Source organism: Streptomyces zagrosensis, assembly GCF_014203645.1.
GTDB classification, from domain to species: Bacteria; Actinomycetota; Actinomycetes; order Streptomycetales; family Streptomycetaceae; genus Streptomyces; species Streptomyces zagrosensis.
Map to the genome: position 1 here is coordinate 146,205 of NZ_JACHJL010000013.1, position 16,482 is coordinate 162,686.

At 71.0% G+C, this 16,482-nt stretch carries 14 protein-coding genes; 5 read left to right on the forward strand and 9 right to left on the reverse strand.

From position 1 onward, the window contains the following. Positions 1 to 18 precede the first annotated feature (18 nt). The 6 genes from FHS42_RS23575 to FHS42_RS23600 form a co-directional block, all read right to left on the reverse strand. Positions 19 to 897, reverse strand: a complete 879-nt coding sequence (locus FHS42_RS23575) for a class I SAM-dependent DNA methyltransferase (protein WP_184575122.1) — start codon at positions 895 to 897, stop codon at positions 19 to 21. A gap of 38 nt (positions 898 to 935) precedes the next feature. Further along, positions 936 to 2,381 carry an MFS transporter gene (locus FHS42_RS23580; RefSeq protein WP_312867009.1) on the reverse strand — a complete coding sequence of 482 codons (1,446 nt, stop codon included), beginning with the start codon at positions 2,379 to 2,381 and terminating at the stop codon, positions 936 to 938. Between the two features lie 371 nt (positions 2,382 to 2,752). Then, a complete protein-coding gene (locus FHS42_RS23585; protein WP_184575125.1) occupies positions 2,753 to 3,844 on the reverse strand; it encodes a dipeptide epimerase in 1,092 nt (363 codons plus the stop codon). Next, positions 3,841 to 4,911 carry a PLP-dependent cysteine synthase family protein gene (locus FHS42_RS23590; protein WP_184575127.1) on the reverse strand — a complete coding sequence of 357 codons (1,071 nt, stop codon included), beginning with the start codon at positions 4,909 to 4,911 and terminating at the stop codon, positions 3,841 to 3,843. Before FHS42_RS23590 ends, FHS42_RS23585 begins: the two co-directional genes overlap by 4 nt. Next, positions 4,908 to 5,732, reverse strand: a complete 825-nt coding sequence (locus tag FHS42_RS23595; RefSeq protein ID WP_184575129.1) for a hypothetical protein — start codon at positions 5,730 to 5,732, stop codon at positions 4,908 to 4,910. Before FHS42_RS23595 ends, FHS42_RS23590 begins: the two co-directional genes overlap by 4 nt. Continuing rightward, entirely contained in the window at positions 5,729 to 6,985 is a 1,257-nt protein-coding gene (locus FHS42_RS23600; protein ID WP_184575131.1) for an ATP-grasp domain-containing protein, read from the reverse strand. The genes FHS42_RS23595 and FHS42_RS23600 overlap by 4 nt, the downstream gene beginning before the upstream one ends. A gap of 248 nt (positions 6,986 to 7,233) precedes the next feature. Here FHS42_RS23600 and FHS42_RS23605 point away from each other — a divergent pair, with 248 nt between their 5' ends. Beyond that, positions 7,234 to 8,808: an alpha/beta hydrolase gene (locus FHS42_RS23605; protein ID WP_184575133.1), complete on the forward strand. Its 1,575-nt coding sequence runs from the start codon at positions 7,234 to 7,236 to the stop codon at positions 8,806 to 8,808. 227 nt (positions 8,809 to 9,035) lie between these two features. Beyond that, entirely contained in the window at positions 9,036 to 10,490 is a 1,455-nt protein-coding gene (locus FHS42_RS23610; protein WP_184575135.1) for a lipase maturation factor family protein, read from the forward strand. A 66-nt stretch (positions 10,491 to 10,556) separates the two neighbouring features. Here FHS42_RS23610 and FHS42_RS23615 read toward each other — a convergent pair whose 3' ends face one another. Next, positions 10,557 to 10,847, reverse strand: a complete 291-nt coding sequence (locus FHS42_RS23615; RefSeq protein WP_312867010.1) for a GNAT family N-acetyltransferase — start codon at positions 10,845 to 10,847, stop codon at positions 10,557 to 10,559. 12 nt (positions 10,848 to 10,859) lie between these two features. Between FHS42_RS23615 and FHS42_RS23620 the strand changes: the two genes are divergently transcribed. Both FHS42_RS23620 and FHS42_RS23625 read left to right on the forward strand, forming a co-directional pair. Beyond that, on the forward strand, positions 10,860 to 11,021 hold the full coding sequence (locus FHS42_RS23620) for a hypothetical protein (protein WP_184575139.1): 162 nt from the start codon (positions 10,860 to 10,862) through the stop codon (positions 11,019 to 11,021). After that, positions 11,018 to 12,160 carry a methyltransferase domain-containing protein gene (locus tag FHS42_RS23625; protein ID WP_184575141.1) on the forward strand — a complete coding sequence of 381 codons (1,143 nt, stop codon included), beginning with the start codon at positions 11,018 to 11,020 and terminating at the stop codon, positions 12,158 to 12,160. Before FHS42_RS23620 ends, FHS42_RS23625 begins: the two co-directional genes overlap by 4 nt. 5 nt (positions 12,161 to 12,165) lie before the next feature. On the opposite strand, the gene FHS42_RS23630 is transcribed toward FHS42_RS23625, so the two are convergent. Continuing rightward, on the reverse strand, positions 12,166 to 12,516 hold the full coding sequence (locus FHS42_RS23630) for an ArsR/SmtB family transcription factor (protein WP_184575143.1): 351 nt from the start codon (positions 12,514 to 12,516) through the stop codon (positions 12,166 to 12,168). A gap of 107 nt (positions 12,517 to 12,623) precedes the next feature. On the opposite strand from FHS42_RS23630, the gene FHS42_RS23635 reads away from it, so the two are divergent. Further along, on the forward strand, positions 12,624 to 14,765 hold the full coding sequence (locus FHS42_RS23635) for a heavy metal translocating P-type ATPase (protein ID WP_184575145.1): 2,142 nt from the start codon (positions 12,624 to 12,626) through the stop codon (positions 14,763 to 14,765). Positions 14,766 to 14,781: 16 nt separating this feature from the next. Here FHS42_RS23635 and FHS42_RS23640 read toward each other — a convergent pair whose 3' ends face one another. After that, positions 14,782 to 16,416, reverse strand: a complete 1,635-nt coding sequence (locus FHS42_RS23640; protein WP_246495290.1) for an MFS transporter — start codon at positions 16,414 to 16,416, stop codon at positions 14,782 to 14,784. Between the last annotated feature and the right edge of the window lie 66 nt (positions 16,417 to 16,482).

Sequence of the window (16,482 nt, forward strand, 5' to 3'; positions counted from 1 at the left end):
GGGGGCTGGCCGCTGGAGCTAGCTGGCTGTGAGTTGGGCGACCAGATGGAGCCGGTCCCCGTCCGCAAGGTCGCCTGGTGGTGGGCTGTCCTCGTGCCAGACGGGCTCCGTTCGCGGGCCCGGGCCGTCGTGCAGCGCTCGTACGGTGAAGCCGTGCGCGGCCAGCAGATGGCGCAGCTCCTGGGGGAAGAGCAGTCGCCAGGCGGAGTGCTGTTCGAGGGGCGGTGCCGCGTGAGACAGCCCTTCGGCGGTCCACACCCGGCGCCGCCGCAGCAGTTGGGCGGCGCGGTCCACCCATAGCGTGGTGACGAACTGGTAGGTGGTGCCCTGCCAGCTCACCGCGCCGTGTGTCGGGGCGTCGAGGAGTTCGGTATTGCCCAGGAAGAAGGCCCCGTTGCGCATCTCGGCCACCAGGAGTCCGCCGGGCGCCAGGGCCCGGCGGCAGGAGGTCAGCAGCCCGTCGAGCTCCTCCCCGGTGTGGCAGTACAGCAAGGCGCTGTCCAGGCAGGTGATGGCGTCGAACGCGTCTCGTCCCAGGTCGAAGCCGCGGAGATCGGCGGTGACGTAGTCGGGCCCTGGGTGCTCGCGCCGGGCGTACGCCAGCATCGCCGCGGACAGGTCGGCCCCCACCACCTTGCGACCCGCGGCGTGCAGCCGTGCCGCGTCCCTGCCGGTGCCGCAGCCGAGGTCAAGGACGCGCGGGCCCGCGCCGTGCGCCCGCAACATGGCCTCCGTCCAGCGCGCCGCAAGGCCCTGTACGTCGGGGAACCGCGCCTCGTAGAGCTCCGGGTTGTCGGTGAGCAGGTTGCCGCTGGCCGGCTGCCCGGCGCCGGTGACCGGCCCGGCCTGGGCGATCGGCCCGGCCTCGGCGGTCGGCCCGGCCTCGGTGGTCGGCATTGGTTGATCGGTCGACGTGGTGGGTGCGCTCGGGTCGCTCATCGTCGTACTCCCGTGGTGTTGTCGCTGGAGCCGCTGGAGCTGCTGCTGTCGCTTGGGCGCTGTCGCCTGAAGGCATTGCCGAGCTGCGCGCGTACGACGGGCGTGCGGTCGGGCTCCGATGTGGCAGCGGGTGCGTCCGCCCCTCGTGGGCGACCGGCCCGCGGTCCGGTCGCTGCCGGGTCCTCGGGCCTGGTGCCCGCAGCGCTACGGCCAGTGGCCGGCAGTACGCGCAGCCGGTGCAGCCATGCCACCCCGCCGGCCGACGCCAGTCCGAAGCCGGCGCAGCACACCCAGGGCAGCCAGTGCGCTCCGCCCCGCTCCCCCGCGTCCATGGCCCAGCCGACCACCGTGTTGCCCACGGCAGCGGCGATGCCGGAGACGACGTAGAAGATGCCGAAGTAGGTGCCGGTCAGTTGGGAGCGGCCGAACTGCGGGATCAGTTCCATCACGAACGGCTGCGCAATCATGACGCCGAGGTAGAGCAGCAGCGCCCCCGCCAATACCGGCAGCAGCGCCAGCACCGCGGCCACCGTGCCATCCGGTGCGCCTGCGCCGGTCACCAGGAGCGGCGGCACGAACGCCAGGCCCATCAGGGCGAGCCCGCCGCTGATCCAGCGGGCCCGTGCCCCCCGCTCCTTGAGGCGGCCGGTGATGCGCATTTGAAGCGTCAGGTTGGCCACCGTGCCCACGACGAAGACGAGGCCGGCGGCGCCTTCCCAGCCAGTGGCACGCCGTGCCCCGTCGGGTAGCAGCAGATAGAGCTGGTTCTCCATGGTGAACATGCCGACCATGGCGAGCGAGAAGGCGAGGAAGGCCCGGTTGCCCACCACCTCGCGCCAGTCGCTGAGCACGCTGCTTTGGGTGGGCGGCACCTTGCGTGCGGGGAGCACCATGGCCTGGGCGACGGTGAGCAGCGCGAAGATCGCCGCGGCGGTGAGCGCGGAGGCTCGGAAGTCAACGAGCAGCAGCGCGCTGCCAAGCAGTGGTCCGATCAGCGCCCCGGTGGAGGCAAAGACGTTGAACAGCGCGAACGCCTCCACCTTGCGGTCTCCTGCCTCCTGCGCCAGGTACGCCCGTACCGCGGGGTTGAACAGCGCTCCCGCGAGCCCGCTGAGTACGGACGCGGCAAGCAGCACCGGCAACCCGTCGCCCAGCGCAAAGAGGCCGAACCCGACCGTGCGCAGCGCGCATCCGGCGATGATCACGCCGCGTGCGCCGAGCCGGTCGGCTGCGGACCCGCCGATGATGAACAGGCCCTGTTGGCTCAGATTCCGTACGCCAAGGACGATCCCGACCACGGCGGCCGACATTCCCAAGTCCTCGCTGAGGTGCGTGGCGAGATACGGGATGAGCAGGTAGAAGCCGGTGTTCACACCGAGCTGGTTGATCAGCAGGAGGCGGATGGCGAGCGGAAAGCCGCGCATCTCACTCCAGGTCTTCACGGTGTGTCCTCTTCCTTGGTACGGATGCGGGGGGTGAGTGGACGGGTCGTGCGGGCCCGGCCGGTTTGACGGAACTGCGCGAGTCGGGTTACTGCATGGCGGCGTAGACCGGGTCTGGGCGGGGCTGGGGGTGGGGTGGGGTCTGGGGTGGGGTGGGGTCTGGGGTGGGGGTGGGGTCTGGGGTGGGGGTGGGCGAGAGTGGGCGGGTCTGGCCTGGTTCGTGAGCGGCGTGAGTTCGATTCGCGTACGGCATGGCCTTGGCCCGTGCGCCGGCGCGCTCTGGTGCCCGGCGGACCGGCCCTGGCCCGCCGGGCACAGCGCGGGCCCGCGCTCACTGGCCGGCGCTCGCTCGTGACCGGCAGTCAGTACGCTCAGGCGCGCTGTCGGGGTGGCCGTTCGGCCGTGCCTTCCTCGCGGGCGTCCGGCCGTACGGGGCGTACGCCCAAGCCGGCGCGGGCACTTGCGCGGACGATGCCGTCGGTGCCGCCTATGCCCGTCCACGGGTCGTCAGCGAGCAGCAAATGCCCGTCCAGGTCCACCCAGCGGGCCCGGTCGGCGAGATGGACGGCGGGCGCGATGCCAAGCGAGCTGGCGGTGAGGCAGCCGAGCATGAGGGAGGTGCCGCTGCCGGCGATGAGCTCGCCGATCCGTAGCGCGGCGTGCACGCCACCGCACTTGGCGAGCTTGACGTTGACGCCCTGGACCCGGCCGGCCAGGCGGCGTACGTCCTCGTAACTCACCGCGTCCTCATCGGCGATGATGGGCAGCGGGGAGCGTTCCGCGATGGCCGCGAGGGCGTCGGGGTCGCCGGGGGCGATGGGCTGCTCGACGGCTTCGACGCCGAGATCGGCGTACCGGGGCAGCAGTTCGTGAGTCTCGGCGACGGTCCAGGCGCCGTTGGGGTCGAGCAGCAGCCGCAGGCCGGGGGCCTCGGCCCGAATGATGCGCACCCGCTCCAAGTCCTCCTCGGCATCGGCCGTGCCCACCTTGACCTTGATGGTGCGAAAGCCGTTCTCGGCGAGGCAGCGGGCCCGCACCGCGGCGCTGATGGCGGTGGTGATGCCGATGGTGCGGGCGGTCGCGGCGACGGGCGGGGTGAGCGTGCCGATGAGATGATGCACGGGGGCGCCGGCCCGCTTGCCGACGAGGTCGAGCAGGGCCGCCTCGACCGCGGCGACGATCGCGGGCGGCATGCCATCGGCGGGCAGTTCCCTGGCGCGCACGGCTCCGAGCGCCGTCTCCGGGTCGGGGTAGCGGGCGAGGTCGAGTGCGGCGTCGGTCAGCAGCCGTCCGATGGTCTCGGTGTCGAGTCCGAAGTAGACGCTGGCGACGACCTCGCCATGGCCGCGCAGACCGCGGTGTTCGATGGACAGCCACACCGCGTCGCGGGCGTCCATCACCGAACGGGAAATGCGCAGCGGCTCGGCGAGTTGCAGCCGGGTGGTGCGCAAGGTGGTCTTCATGGGGTGCCCTCCAGAGGGTCGATGACCGTGGTGCAGCGCGCCCACCCGGCGGCTTCCACGGCCCGGGGGTGCGGTATCTCCACGGGTCGGGTGGCGGCGGTGGTGGGGTCGATGCCGTGCGCCGTGGTGAAGTCGTCGTCGTAGACGCTGCCGAGGTATCGCTGCGGGCCGTCGGGAAAGACGGTGGCCACGACGGCGCCCGGGTGGACGCGGGCAGCCCACGCGGCGACAAGCGCGACGGCACCGGTGCTCCACCCACCGCTGACGAAGCTGGACCGGGCTAGCCGACGGCAGGCGTCGGCGGACTCGGCGGGGCCGACCCAGTGCACCTCGTCGAAGGCGTGGTAGGCGACGTTACGGGGGTGAATGCTGCTGCCGAGGCCGCGCATGAGCCGCGGTCTGGCGGGCTGGCCGAAGATGGTGGAGCCGGTGGCGTCCACGCCGATCAGCCGCAGCGCGGGCCAGTGGCGGCGCAGCGGCCCGATGATGCCGGCGCTGTGCCCGCCGGTGCCGACGCTGCACACCAGGATGTCCAGGTGGTCGAGTTGGACCGCGAGTTCGGCTGCGAGCGAGGCGTAGCCGGCGATGTTGTCCGGGTTGTTGTACTGGTCGGGCCAGTACGCGCCGGGCAGCCCGGCCAACACGTCCCGTAGCCGCGTGATGCGGGCCGCCTGCCAGCCGCCCTCGGGGGCGGGTCGCTCGACGATCTCCAGGCGGGCCCCGTAGGCGCGAAGCAACTGCCGCATGGACGTTTCGAGTTCGTTGTCGCAGACCAGTACCACGGGGTGCCCGAGGGCCTGTCCGGCGAAGGCCAGGCCGATGCCGAGGGTGCCCGATGTGGACTCCACCACGGGCGCGCCCGGGGCCAGTTCGCCGCGCTCCCTGGCGCCTAGCAGCATGGCGACGGCTGCCCGCGCCTTCATGCCGCCGGCGCCGAGTCCTTCGAGCTTGGCCCAGAAGCCGGGGTGCGGGCAGGGCAGTTCGGCCATGACGCGGGCCAGCGGGGTGCGGCCGAGCAGAGCGAGTAGTTCGTGGCCAGCGGCCGGAGCCAGCGTGGTGGTCGTCAACAGGGCACCCCGTAGCGGTAGATGACTCCCGGACCACCGTCGAGCCAGAAGAACGGATACGGCTCGGCGCACACGGCGCTGACGCCCGCACCGATCAGTCGGGGCAAGATGGCGCTGCCGGTTTGGGCGAACATCACCAGCGGCTTGCCGTGACGTACGGCGTGCTGGCGCAGTTCCTCGAAGCTGCCGTTGCCCAGGGTCATGCCAGAGGCGAATATGGCGTCGCAGCCGTCGAGTTCGGCCGCCGCATCGGTGCGTATCTGCTCTCCCCATTCGGTGCTGCCGCCCTTGAGGTCACAGGGGACGTACCCGATGCCGCGCGCCCGTAGCGCCTCAAGGAGCGAGTTGACGACCCCGATGACCAACACGCGCTGCACGGACTCGGCGTTGACCAGGGCCGCTACGGCGCGGGCGCGGGCGCGCGACTTCTCCAGCGAGCTGCCGCTCGGCAGCGGGTAGGGGCGGGCGTCCGGGGCCGCTGCGTGCGGAAGGGCGTGGAGTAGGTAGGCGTCGAGTGCGGCTACACGCACGGCGGGCAGCGGATGGTCGAGCAAGGTGGCGATGTCGGCGCCGACACAGTCGTCGAGAGCGGCGGCCGGCAGGGTGCCGGGCTCGACGGCGCAGGAGCCGACTGCCTCGGCGAGGCGCAAACTCAGCACCTCGTTGCGGTAGCCGCCGCCGCGCCCCTGGTGCCGTACGGCCTGGGTAGTGGTGAAGGCGACGGAGACCTGCTGGGTTGCGGGGTCGGGCCCAAACTCCCCGGCGCGTACGCGGCGGAGCAAGTCGTCGTAGCCGCTGGCGGCGTGCAGCGTGATGCTCATCGGACCACCACCTTCGGGCGCAGCCCGGCGAGCAGGTCCTCGACACGGGCGCGGGCGCCGCTGCCATCGGGGTCGGCCGCCATGACGTGGCCGAGGTATTCGTTGTTGCTCCCGGCGGCCTTGACCGCCGTGCCCGGCGCTGCGAGCTGGACCTCCAAGACGCCGGGCTGGCCGCCGAGTTCGTCGCCGCCCTCGATGTCCTCAAGGACGCCGGCCGTGTCCGGCACCAGGAAGCCGATGGCGGCGCTGGCCAGGCCGGTGTCGCGGACCGTGAGATCCGGTGTCTTGCCCAGCGCCACGTCCACGAAGGCGGCGGCGAGATCGACGCCGGTGACGTGCCGGACGAGTTCGGTGATGCGGTTGCCGGCGGGCCGGGGGTTGACCTCAACGACGCGGGGGCCGTGCGCGGTGAGTTTGATCTCGGTATGCGCCACGACCTGGTCGAGCCCGAGCGCGGCCAGCGCCGCGACCGCGGTGTCGGCGGCGGTCGCTGTGGCCTCGGTGTCCAGCGCGGCGGGGAACATGTGGCCGGTCTCGATGAACGCCGGTGCCCCGCCGACGCTCTTGTCAGTGACGCCCACGACCTGGGTCTTGCCATCGAACGACACGGTTTCCACGCTGACTTCGGGCCCTTCGAGGAGCTCTTCGAGCAGCACCTGGGGGGCGCGTCGTTGGCCGCGTGCGTTGACGGGGAAGTCGGCGAGAGCCCGGTAGGCGCGGGAGAGGTCGCCCTCGTCGTCAACGCGCCGTACGAACATGCCCGCGCACAGATCGACCGGCTTGAGGACCAGCGGATAACCGATCTCTCGGGCGGCATCGGCCGCGGCTGCCCAGTCGGCGCACACGGCGAAGCGCGGCCCTGGCACCTTTGCGGCTTGCAGCACGCGCCGGGTGGCGTCCTTGTGGCAGGCGTTCGCCACGGCGTCGGGCGAGGCGCCTGGCAGCTTGAGGCGGGCGGCGACCTCGGCAACGGCGGGCAGGTAGTAGTCGCAGGAGGTGAGGACACCGTCGAAGTTGAGGGCCGAGTGCAGCCGTTCCACCTGCGGCAACAGGGCGTTGAGGTCGTTGGTGTCGGCGGTGAGTACATGGCGCGCGCCGAGCAGCGGGTGGGCGACGCCCTCGGGGGCGTTGCGTAGGTAGTGGTGCAGGTCACGGGTGAGGAATGTGAACTCGTGCCCGCTCTCCCGCACGGCGCGCGGCAGCAGCCGGCTCATGGACCCGACCCAGCTTTCGATCATCAGAAGGTGACCCACAACTCTCCTTTTTGCCATGACGCACTGGGGCCCGGGCACACCGAGGAGAGTCCTCCGGCGACCGGGACCGTGTTGACCGGAGGCACACGCTACCGATAATCATTTTCATTGTCATCTGACTGAACCACTTATGTTTGATTGCGAGCTTCGCCGTGCCCGAAACCTTCCCGACCACGGCCGCCGGTGCGCCAACCACCGCTGGCCACGTCAGAACCAACCGCAGCCGAGCCGCCGCTCTGGGCGCTCTCATGGCAAGCGCCATAACCCTCGCGCCAGCCCTCCCACTCCCCCCGGCCCACGCCGCGGCGACCGGGGCCAGCACGACCTCAGCCCGGACGACACCAGCCGGCTCGCACGGCATACCCGATATACCCGATATAGCCGGCATAGCAGACTCGCCCGGCTCATCCGGCTCGCTCGACTCGCCCGACTCGCCTGGGGGCATCGACTTCGGGGACTGCCCCGCCTCCGTGCCCGCCCCGCCCGGCGCCGAACGAGTCGAGTGCGGCACGGTGCGCGTGCCGCTGGACTGGGCCCGCCCCGCCGGGCCGCAACTCCACATCGCCGTCTCCCGGGTCCGCGCATCGGGCACCTCCGCCGAACGGCGCGGTGCACTCCTCGTCAACCCGGGCGGCCCCGGCGGCTCCGGGCTGCCCTACGCGGTGACCAAACGCGCCAAGCTCCCTGAGCAGGTGCGGCGCGCGTACGACGTGATCGGCTTCGACCCTCGCGGCGTGGGCCACAGTGCCCCCGCCAACTGCGGCCCCATGGGTGGCCTCTTCGAAGACTCCGGCACCGACCCGCTACCCAAGGACACCGACTCCGAGCGACGCCACCTCGCCTCGCTGCGCCAACTGGCACGGGACTGCGCCACCGGCGCGGGCAAGGCGCTGCGCCACCTGTCCACCGAGGCAACGGCACGCGACATGGACGCGATACGCGCCGCGCTCGGTGAGCGCCGAACGCACTTCCTCGGCGTCTCCTACGGGAGTTACCTGGGCGCTGCGTATGCGGCGCTCTTCCCTGAGCGCACCGGCCGGATGGTGCTGGACAGCGTTGTCGGCCCCTGGGGCTGGCATGACTTCGACCTCCGTCAGGCTCGGGCCCTGGTGCGGCAGCGCGAGGTGCTCTTCGGCTGGCTGGCCCGCGACCCGGAACGGTACGGGCTCGGCGCTACGGCCACTGAGGTGCGCGCGTCCTATCAGCGCGTACGCGATGGCCTCGCGGCCCGGCCGGTGGACGGCTTCGGCCCGGCCGCATTCGACCGCGCGGTCTACCGGGCGCTCGGCCGCACCGAGCGTTGGGCTCCGCTCGGCGACGGCCTGCGCGACTACCTACGGGCTGGCAACGTTGCCAGCCTGCGACCCAAGGAGTCGTTCGACGGCGCATCCTCGCGCAACTACGAGGCGGCCAACCGCATCGTGAAGTGCGCGGACGGCCCAGGCCCGAGCCCACGCCGGGTCATATCGGACATTCGCGCACTGCGGCGGCTCGATCCCCAGCCCCTGCTGACCGGTCTTGAGGCGACGGCCTGCGCGTACTGGCACCACCACCCGCGCCAGCGCACCCCACTCGGTAGCCGCAACGCGGCGCCCGCGCTCCTTGTGGCCAGTGAGCACGACCCGGTCACTCCGCTGGAAGGGGCCAGGCAACTGGCAACCCGCATGCCGGGTTCCCGCCTGATCACCTTGCGGAACGACTACTCCCACGGCGTCTTCGCCAGCCGCGGCAACCCCTGCGTGGACCGGGCCACGGCGGCATATCTCCTCACCGGCGCCCTCCCCACCCCCGGCCTGACCTGCGAGGGCCCCGGCCTGCCATAGCACGCGGTGCCCCGGGCCGGCACGCTGTGCAGCGCGCCGACCCGGGCGGGCACGCGGCGCGTCGGGCCCGCGCATGCACTCGGCGCCGCCGTACCGGCCACCCGCGGCAGTCGGCCACTCGGGGCGCGGGCGACACGCGGTCGCTGCGGGAAGCGGGGTCGTTCTGCGCCTCGGGATGGTACGGATGAGCTACTCCCGCAGCAGGACAGGCGCAAGGAGAGTGCGGCATGGAGTGGTTCACCGCGGGCGACTACTGGTGGAGCCGACTGGCCTTCCAACGCACCCTGGCCGCTCTCTACCTGACGGCATTCCTCGTGGCGGCCTCACAGTTCCGGGCGTTGCTCGGCGAGCATGGGCTGACGCCCGTGCCGCGGTTCGTGGCACGGGTGCCGTTCCGCTCCGCTCCGAGCCTCTTCCAGCTCCACTATTCCGACCGGTTCTTCGCCGCCATCGCCTGGCTGGGCGTAGCGCTTTCGGCAGCCGTGCTGGTCGGGGCCGCCGACGCCGTGCCACTGTGGGCGGCCGTACTGATGTGGATCGGACTGTGGGCGCTGTATCTGTCCATCGTCAACGTCGGCCAGACCTGGTACGGATTCGGCTGGGAGTCGCTGCTCCTTGAGGCCGGATTTCTGGCGATCTTCCTCGGCAACGCGCGCACCGATCCGCCGGTCCTTGTGCTGTGGCTGGTGCGCTGGCTTTTGTTCCGGGTGGAATTCGGCGCCGGCCTGATCAAGATCCGGGGGGACCGCTGTTGGCGCGAGTTGACCTGCCTGGACTTCCACCACGAGACCCAGCCCATGCCGGGCCCGCTGAGCTGGTTTTTCCACCGGCTGCCCACACCCCTGCACCGGGTGGAGACGGCGGCCAACCATGTGGTGCAACTCATCGTCCCCTTTGCGCTGTTCACCCCGCAGCCGGTGGCCACCGTCGCCGCGCTGACCATCGTCGTCACGCAGCTATGGCTGGTGCTGTCGGGCAACTTCGCCTGGCTGAACTGGATCACCGTCGCCTTGGCGCTGTCCGTCGTCGATGGACGCCTGATCGGCGATCTGGCGGGGCTGTCCGACCCGGCGGAGCGAGGCGGGCCACCGGTGTGGTTCGCCGTGATCGTGATTGCCGCGACGGCGTTGGTGCTGGTGTTGAGTTACTGGCCAGCGCGCAATCTGATCGTTAAACAGCAGCGCATGAACGCCTCGTTCAACTCCCTGCACATCGCGGGCGCCTACGGTGCCTTCGGCAGCGTCAACCGGCATCGGCACGAGCTGATCATCGAGGGCACCAACGTCCAGCCCGTCACCGCCGACGACGCCGCGTGGCAGGAGTACGGCTTCTACGGCAAGCCGGGCGACGTACGCCGGATGCCGCGGCAGTGGGCACCCTGGCACTGGAGGCTCGATTGGATGCTCTGGTTCGTGGCCCTGTCCCCCGCCTACGGGCGCTCCTGGTTCGACGGCTTCATCGAACGACTCCTCATGAACGACCCGGACACCATGAGGCTCATCCGCGACAATCCGTTTCCGGACCAGCCGCCTACGCATATCCGTGTCCGCCTGTACCGCTATCGCTTCACCACCTGGCACGAACTCCGCGAAACCGGCGCCTGGTGGCATCGGACGTACGTACGCGACGTGTCTCCCCCTGTGCGCCTGGGGCCGGAAACGAGTCCGCACACTTCCACGTAAGGTGCGTGAACTTCCCCTAACTACCCCTCAGCCACGGGAAAGCCGAGGAGGTTAAACGTCACCTGATCAGCCGCGTGCCAGCTCCTTGACCATCACCGCAAAGACCGGTGAGTCCTCGAACGGTTTTTGCTCACCAACCTTTCCGTATCCCCAGCTCTCGTACAGACGCACGACCTTGGGATGCGTGACATCGACAAGCAGCGTGGACCGTGCCTCCTGTCGGCACGCCCCGATCAGCGCTTCGTGGAGTCGAGTTGAGACGCCCTGCTTACGCCAGGGCGGGAGCACCATCAGCTCCGACAGGGCAAAGCTCGGGGCATCCCCATATCCTGTGCGGTCGAATCCTCGCTCAAGCACTACGCCGCCACTATGGGTCTCGCCTACTTCGCCGCTGACTTCATCGTCCAACCCTGCGGGGAGTGGATCTTCCTGGAGGCCAATCCGTCCGGCCAGTGGGCGTGGGCCAACTCCCCCGACCTCCCCCTGGCCACCGAAATTTCCCGAACCCTGGAGGACTGGTGTCAAACGTGAACTGGGCGCGTCCCGCACGCGAGCTCGTCGCCGCTCTCGAAGACCGCGAGGACGTGAAGTCGCCCCGGTTGCGAGAGGCTGTTATCGGCACGCCTCGTCACGTCTTCCTGCCGTACTACTTCGAGAATCACGGAGGCGCACCGACACTGTGGGTGGCACGTACGGAGACTGACGGCGACGCGTGGCTGACGCCGATCTACTCGAACACGACCCTGGTCACAGAACTCGACCCGAAGACCGCCAAACAGGTGGACGGCGGCTGGAACGGATTTCCCACCTCGTCAAGCACGCAACCCGGTCTGGTCGTTCGGATGCTCGAAACCCTCGGCATCGAATCAGAGCACGATGTTCTCGACGCGGGTCTGGGGACGGGATACCAGGCCGCTTTGATCGCGCACTGCCTGCGCGACTCACGCCAGTTGGTGACGAGTGATATCGGCTCCACCACGCTGGCGCAGGAACGCATGGACACGTTGGGACACAACCCCACGGTGATCCAGGCGGATGCCACGAAATGGAGCTGGAAAAGGCAGTTCGACAGGATCGTCTTCTCCTTCGGCCTGCCACGAGTGACGGACACGATCCGACAGGCCATCGCTCCGGGCGGACGCGTCATCGCCAACGTCTTCGGTCCGATCAGCTCGGCACTGGTGGTTCTGGACGCCAAAGACGCCAAGGAGGAGGGCGTTCTCGAAGGCCGCTTCCTGGCGCACGGAGGCTCCTTCATGCCTGCCAGGCATGAACGATCCGACGCCTTCGAGGCCGATCTGTCGTCGGCGGCTGAAGGGAGGACAGCCGTACCGATGGCTGACTTCGACAACTACCATTTCTTGTTCCTGCTTGCCGCGCATCTTCCTGGAGTCAACCTTCAGTACGGCATCGAGGAGGGTCAGTCGATGCGCCGCCTGGTGCTGCCCGATGGCCGCTGGGGGGAAGCCGTGTACGTGCAGGAGGAGGGGGCTCATCCCCTCTTCTGTGAGCTGGGCGATGGGGTTTGGGAAACCGTCGAGAGGGTCTGGTCGTGGTGGACGGACAACGGGCGACCTGGCTGGGACGAGTTCGGGCTTACGGTCGCCGGCGACGGGACACATCGGCTGTGGCACCAAAACCCCATGGGCACATCGTGGGTCCTGAGCTGACCCGGTCAGGGCAGGTCGCGGGCGCCGAGGCGTAGGTGTTCGATGTGGTAGACGGCCTCGTCCAGGAGTTGGGCGACGTGGTTGTCGTAGAGGCTGTAGACGATACGGCGGCCCTGTCGGGAACCGGTGACCAGGCCGAGAGCGCGCAGCAGCCGTAGCTGGTGGGAGACCGCGGACTGCTCCATCCCGACCGCTTCCGCCAGCTCGGTGACCGGGCACGGGCCCTGCCGCAGCCGGGTGAGCATCATTAGCCGCGACGGCGTCGCGAGGGCCTGGAGCGTGGCGGCGATGGTGGCGGCCGATTCTGCGTCCAGCAGTCCCGCCCGCGTGGTCTCGCCCTTAGCTCCGTGTCCCATACCGCCATCGTAGTCATGGCCGGATACCTACACGTGAAGACCTCTTCATGTATACGGCTATGGTGGAGGGTGTCCGCCCGCCCTCGCCCTCCGAGAGGTACGCCGCCATGGCAGCCCAGCTCGTCGATGAGCACCGCGCACCCTCCTCCACCAGGCCTGGCGGCGCACCGCCGCCGCGGCGTACCCGGCTCGCCGCCCTACCCGAAGTGCGCTGGGCCGCGCTGGCCGCGCTCGCCTTTGTGCTGGCCTTCCCGCTGGACCTGGCCGGGGCCCCGGCCTGGGTATGGGGACCGCTGTACGCGCTGAGCTACGCGGCGGGCGGCTGGGAACCGGGCTGGGCGGGCCTCCAGGCACTGCGGGACAAGACACTCGACGTCGATCTGCTGATGGTGGTCGCCGCGCTGGGCGCCGCGGGCATCGGCCAGTTCCTCGACGGCGGGCTGCTGATCGTCATCTTCGCCGTTTCCGGCGCCCTTGAGGCGTTGGCGACCCGGCGCACGGCCGATTCGGTGCGCGGGTTGCTCGACCTGGCACCGGCCACCGCCCTGCGGCTGGCCGATGACGGCGCCGAGCAACGCGTGAACGTCACGGAACTGCAGGTCCATGACACGGTGTTGGTACGTCCCGGTGAACGGCTGCCCGCGGATGGGACGGTGATCAGCGGCGCGAGCGATGTGGACCAGGCGACCATCACCGGCGAGCCGCTGCCGGTGGCCAAGCAGCCGGGGGACACGGTGTTCGCCGGCACCCTCAACGGCACGGGCGCACTGCGGCTGCGCGTGGATCGGGACGCGTCTGACTCGGTCATCGCCCGCATCGTGGCGATGGTCGAAGAGGCCAGCGAAACGAAGGCCCCGACCCAGTTGTTCATCGAGAAGGTCGAGCAGCGCTATTCGGTCGGTGTCGTCGTGGCCACCCTCGCGCTGTTCGCGATCCCGCTGGCGTTCGGCGCGGAGTTCACCGCGACACTGCTGCGCGCCATGACCTTCATGATCGTGGCGTCACCGTGCGCGGTGGTCCTGGCCACCATGCCGCCCCTGCTTTCGGCCATTGCCAACGCGGGGCGGCACGGCGTCCTGGTCAAGTCGGCCGTGGTGATGGAGCGGCTCGGCGAGGTGACCCAGGTGGCGCTGGACAAGACCGGCACGCTCACCGAAGGTGCCCCGCGCGTGGCGGCGGTGCGTGTCCTTGTGGCGCCCGGGCGCCACGGCACGGCCGGCGCGACCGACGCGACCGACCAGGACGGCGAGGCCGCCGCGGATGCCGCCCTGGCGCTGGCCGCGGCGGCGGAGCACCCGAGCGAGCACCCCCTGGCGCGAGCCGTGGTGAGCGCGGCGCTCGAACGTGGTCTCGCCCTGGAGTCCGCGCACGACTTCGACTCCGCCCCTGGCAGCGGGGTCCGCGCGGTCATCGGGGGGCGGGAGGTCCGGGTCGGCAGCCCGGCCGCGGTCCTGGGGGGCGCGTCAGGGACGGCGCCGCAGGCCGCCGCACCGGTGTGGGGACGGCCGCCCAACATGCCGCACCCCGCGTCCGACGTGACGCAGACAACAGCCGAAGCGCCACACCACGTGGCCGGCCTCCCGCCAGGGGTGGCCGAGGCGTGGAAGGTGGTCGCCGATGAAGAGCGCACGGGCCGTACCGCCGTCGTCCTCACCGTGGACGGCTCCCCCACCGCCGTGCTGGCCATCGAGGACCGTACGCGCGCGGGTGCGGCCGATGCCGTCACCGCGCTACGCCAACTCACCGGCGCCGAACCCGCCTTGCTCACCGGCGACAACGAACGGGCCGCCAGGCGGCTCGCGGATGAGACGGGCATCACCGATGTACGGGCCGGCCTGCTGCCGCAGGACAAGGTGGCGGCCGTACGAGGCTGGGAGGAGGCCGGGCAGAAGGTGCTCGTCGTCGGCGACGGCGTCAATGACGCCCCCGCGCTCGCCGCCGCGCACAGCGGCCTCGCCATGGGCCGGGCCGGCGCGGACCTGGCACTGGAGACCGCCGACGCCGTGGTGGTACGCGACGAACTGCGCACCGTTCCGGCGGTGGTGGCCCTCTCCCGGCAGGCGCGCCGAGTGGTACGGCAGAACCTGGTCATCGCCTCGGTGTGCATCGGGGCACTGGTGGTCTGGGACCTGGTGGGGCATCTGCCGCTGCCGCTCGGTGTGGCGGGCCACGAGGGGTCAACCGTGCTGGTGGGCCTGAACGGGTTGCGACTGCTGCGCGGAGCAGCGTGGCGGCGACTGGCGGCGTAGCAGCCGCGCTGTGCCGTCAGCCCTTGGCCTCGGGCGCCGCCCGGCCCGCTCCCGCCGTGTCGGCGGCTGGCCCTGGCTGGCGGCCGGGCAGCACCCAGGACAGCAGCGCCGCCGCTGCGAGCAGGCAGGCCGCGACCAGCAGCGCGGTGCCGTACCCGTGGTTGAGCGCGGCCAGCGCCCCGTCACCGTCGCCGCGCGCCGCATCGGTACGGCTGGTGGCCACGCTCGCCGTCACCGCGAGCCCCAGCGAACCGCCCACCTGCTGTGCGCTGTTGAGTACGCCGGATGCCATGCCCGCCTCACCGGCCACGCCCCCCGTGGTTGCCGCACTGGCCAGCGGCACGAAGCAGGCGCCGATGCCGAGGCTGGTGAGCAGGGAAGGCCCGAGGATGCTGCCCAGGAACGTGCCGTCGATGTCGATGCGGCTGAACCACAGCAACCCGAGCGCTCCGGCCGCCGTCCCGGCCACCACCAGCGCCCGCGGCCCGGTGCGTACGTACAGCCGGCTGGAGAGCAGGGCGCTGGCGGTGAAGCCGACGCAGAAGGGGAGGAAGGCGAGCCCCGTCACGGCTGGGCCGTAGTCGAGAATCCGTTGGAGGTAGAGCGAGACGAAGTAGAAGCTGGCGAACTGGCCGGAGGCGAGGAGCAGCATCGTCACGTTGGCGCCGCCCACGGCCCGGCGGGCGAGCAGCCCAAGGCGTACCAACGGCTCCTTGGCGCGGCGTAGTTCCTGCCAGGTGAAGGCGGTGAGCAACACGGCTGCCAGGCCGAAGGTGAGCAGGGTGGCCGCCGAGGTCCAGCCGTCGGTTCCGGTGCGTACCACGCCGTAGACGAGCGCGGCCAGCCCCGATGTGGCGAGCAGCGCGCCGACGAGGTCGAGGCGGGGCCGCTGCGCGGGGCGCCCATCGGGCACCTCGCGCCCCGCAGCGAACGCAAGGACCACGATCGGCACATTGATCAACAGCACCCAGCGCCAGTTGAGGTATTCGGTCAGGGCTCCGCCGATCAGCACCCCGGATGCGCCCCCGGCGGCGCCCGCCGCACTCCACAGCCCGAGCGCTCGGGCCCGGCCCGATGCGGGGAAGACGGTGGTGACGATGGTCAGGGCGACGGGCGCGAGGACCGCGGCACCGAGCCCCTGCACCGCGCGCGCCGCGACCAGCGTCTGCGGCGTTTGCGCGAGCCCGCCCGCCAGGCTGGCGAGGCCGAACAGCGCGAGCCCAAGCCACAGCGCCCGGCGGCGCCCGAACAGGTCGGCGGCCCGCCCGCCGAGCAGCAGGAAGCCGCCGAAGACCAGGGTGTAGGCGTTCACCACCCACAGCAGTCCCGCTTCGGTGAACCCCAACTCGTCCCGCATCGCGGGCAGCGCCACATTCACCACGGAGGCATCGAGCGTCACCATGAACTGCACGCCGACGACCACCGCGAGCACCCACCCGTACCGCACCGCACCGCGGGCCGGACCACCGCGTGGGTCACCGGAAGGTTCGCAGGTCAGCGTGGCACCCCCGGCCCTGTCCTGGTCGCCCACCGGGGTGCTCCCCCGCGCTGCCTGGTCGGCGCTCGCTGGCCCTTCGGCCGCCCCGCCTTTGCCCGCGGGCTCCTCGTCGCGGTGCCCGCCGTGCGGGGCCACCGTCCCCTCCTCGCGCATGCTGCTCCCCCTTGCGGTGATGTGCGGACGTGGCCGATCGCGCCGTGGCCCGGCGTACGCCGACGA

Coding starts and splice junctions, on each gene's coding strand:
- FHS42_RS23575 (WP_184575122.1), bottom strand. CDS start 897: ATGCCGACCACCGAGGCCGGGCCGACCGCCGAGGCCGGGCCGATCGCC.
- FHS42_RS23585 (WP_184575125.1), bottom strand. CDS start 3,844: ATGAAGACCACCTTGCGCACCACCCGGCTGCAACTCGCCGAGCCGCTG.
- FHS42_RS23595 (WP_184575129.1), bottom strand. CDS start 5,732: ATGAGCATCACGCTGCACGCCGCCAGCGGCTACGACGACTTGCTCCGC.
- FHS42_RS23605 (WP_184575133.1), top strand. CDS start 7,234: ATGGCAAGCGCCATAACCCTCGCGCCAGCCCTCCCACTCCCCCCGGCC.
- FHS42_RS23610 (WP_184575135.1), top strand. CDS start 9,036: ATGGAGTGGTTCACCGCGGGCGACTACTGGTGGAGCCGACTGGCCTTC.
- FHS42_RS23620 (WP_184575139.1), top strand. CDS start 10,860: ATGGGTCTCGCCTACTTCGCCGCTGACTTCATCGTCCAACCCTGCGGG.
- FHS42_RS23630 (WP_184575143.1), bottom strand. CDS start 12,516: ATGGGACACGGAGCTAAGGGCGAGACCACGCGGGCGGGACTGCTGGAC.
- FHS42_RS23635 (WP_184575145.1), top strand. CDS start 12,624: ATGGCAGCCCAGCTCGTCGATGAGCACCGCGCACCCTCCTCCACCAGG.
- FHS42_RS23640 (WP_246495290.1), bottom strand. CDS start 16,416: ATGCGCGAGGAGGGGACGGTGGCCCCGCACGGCGGGCACCGCGACGAG.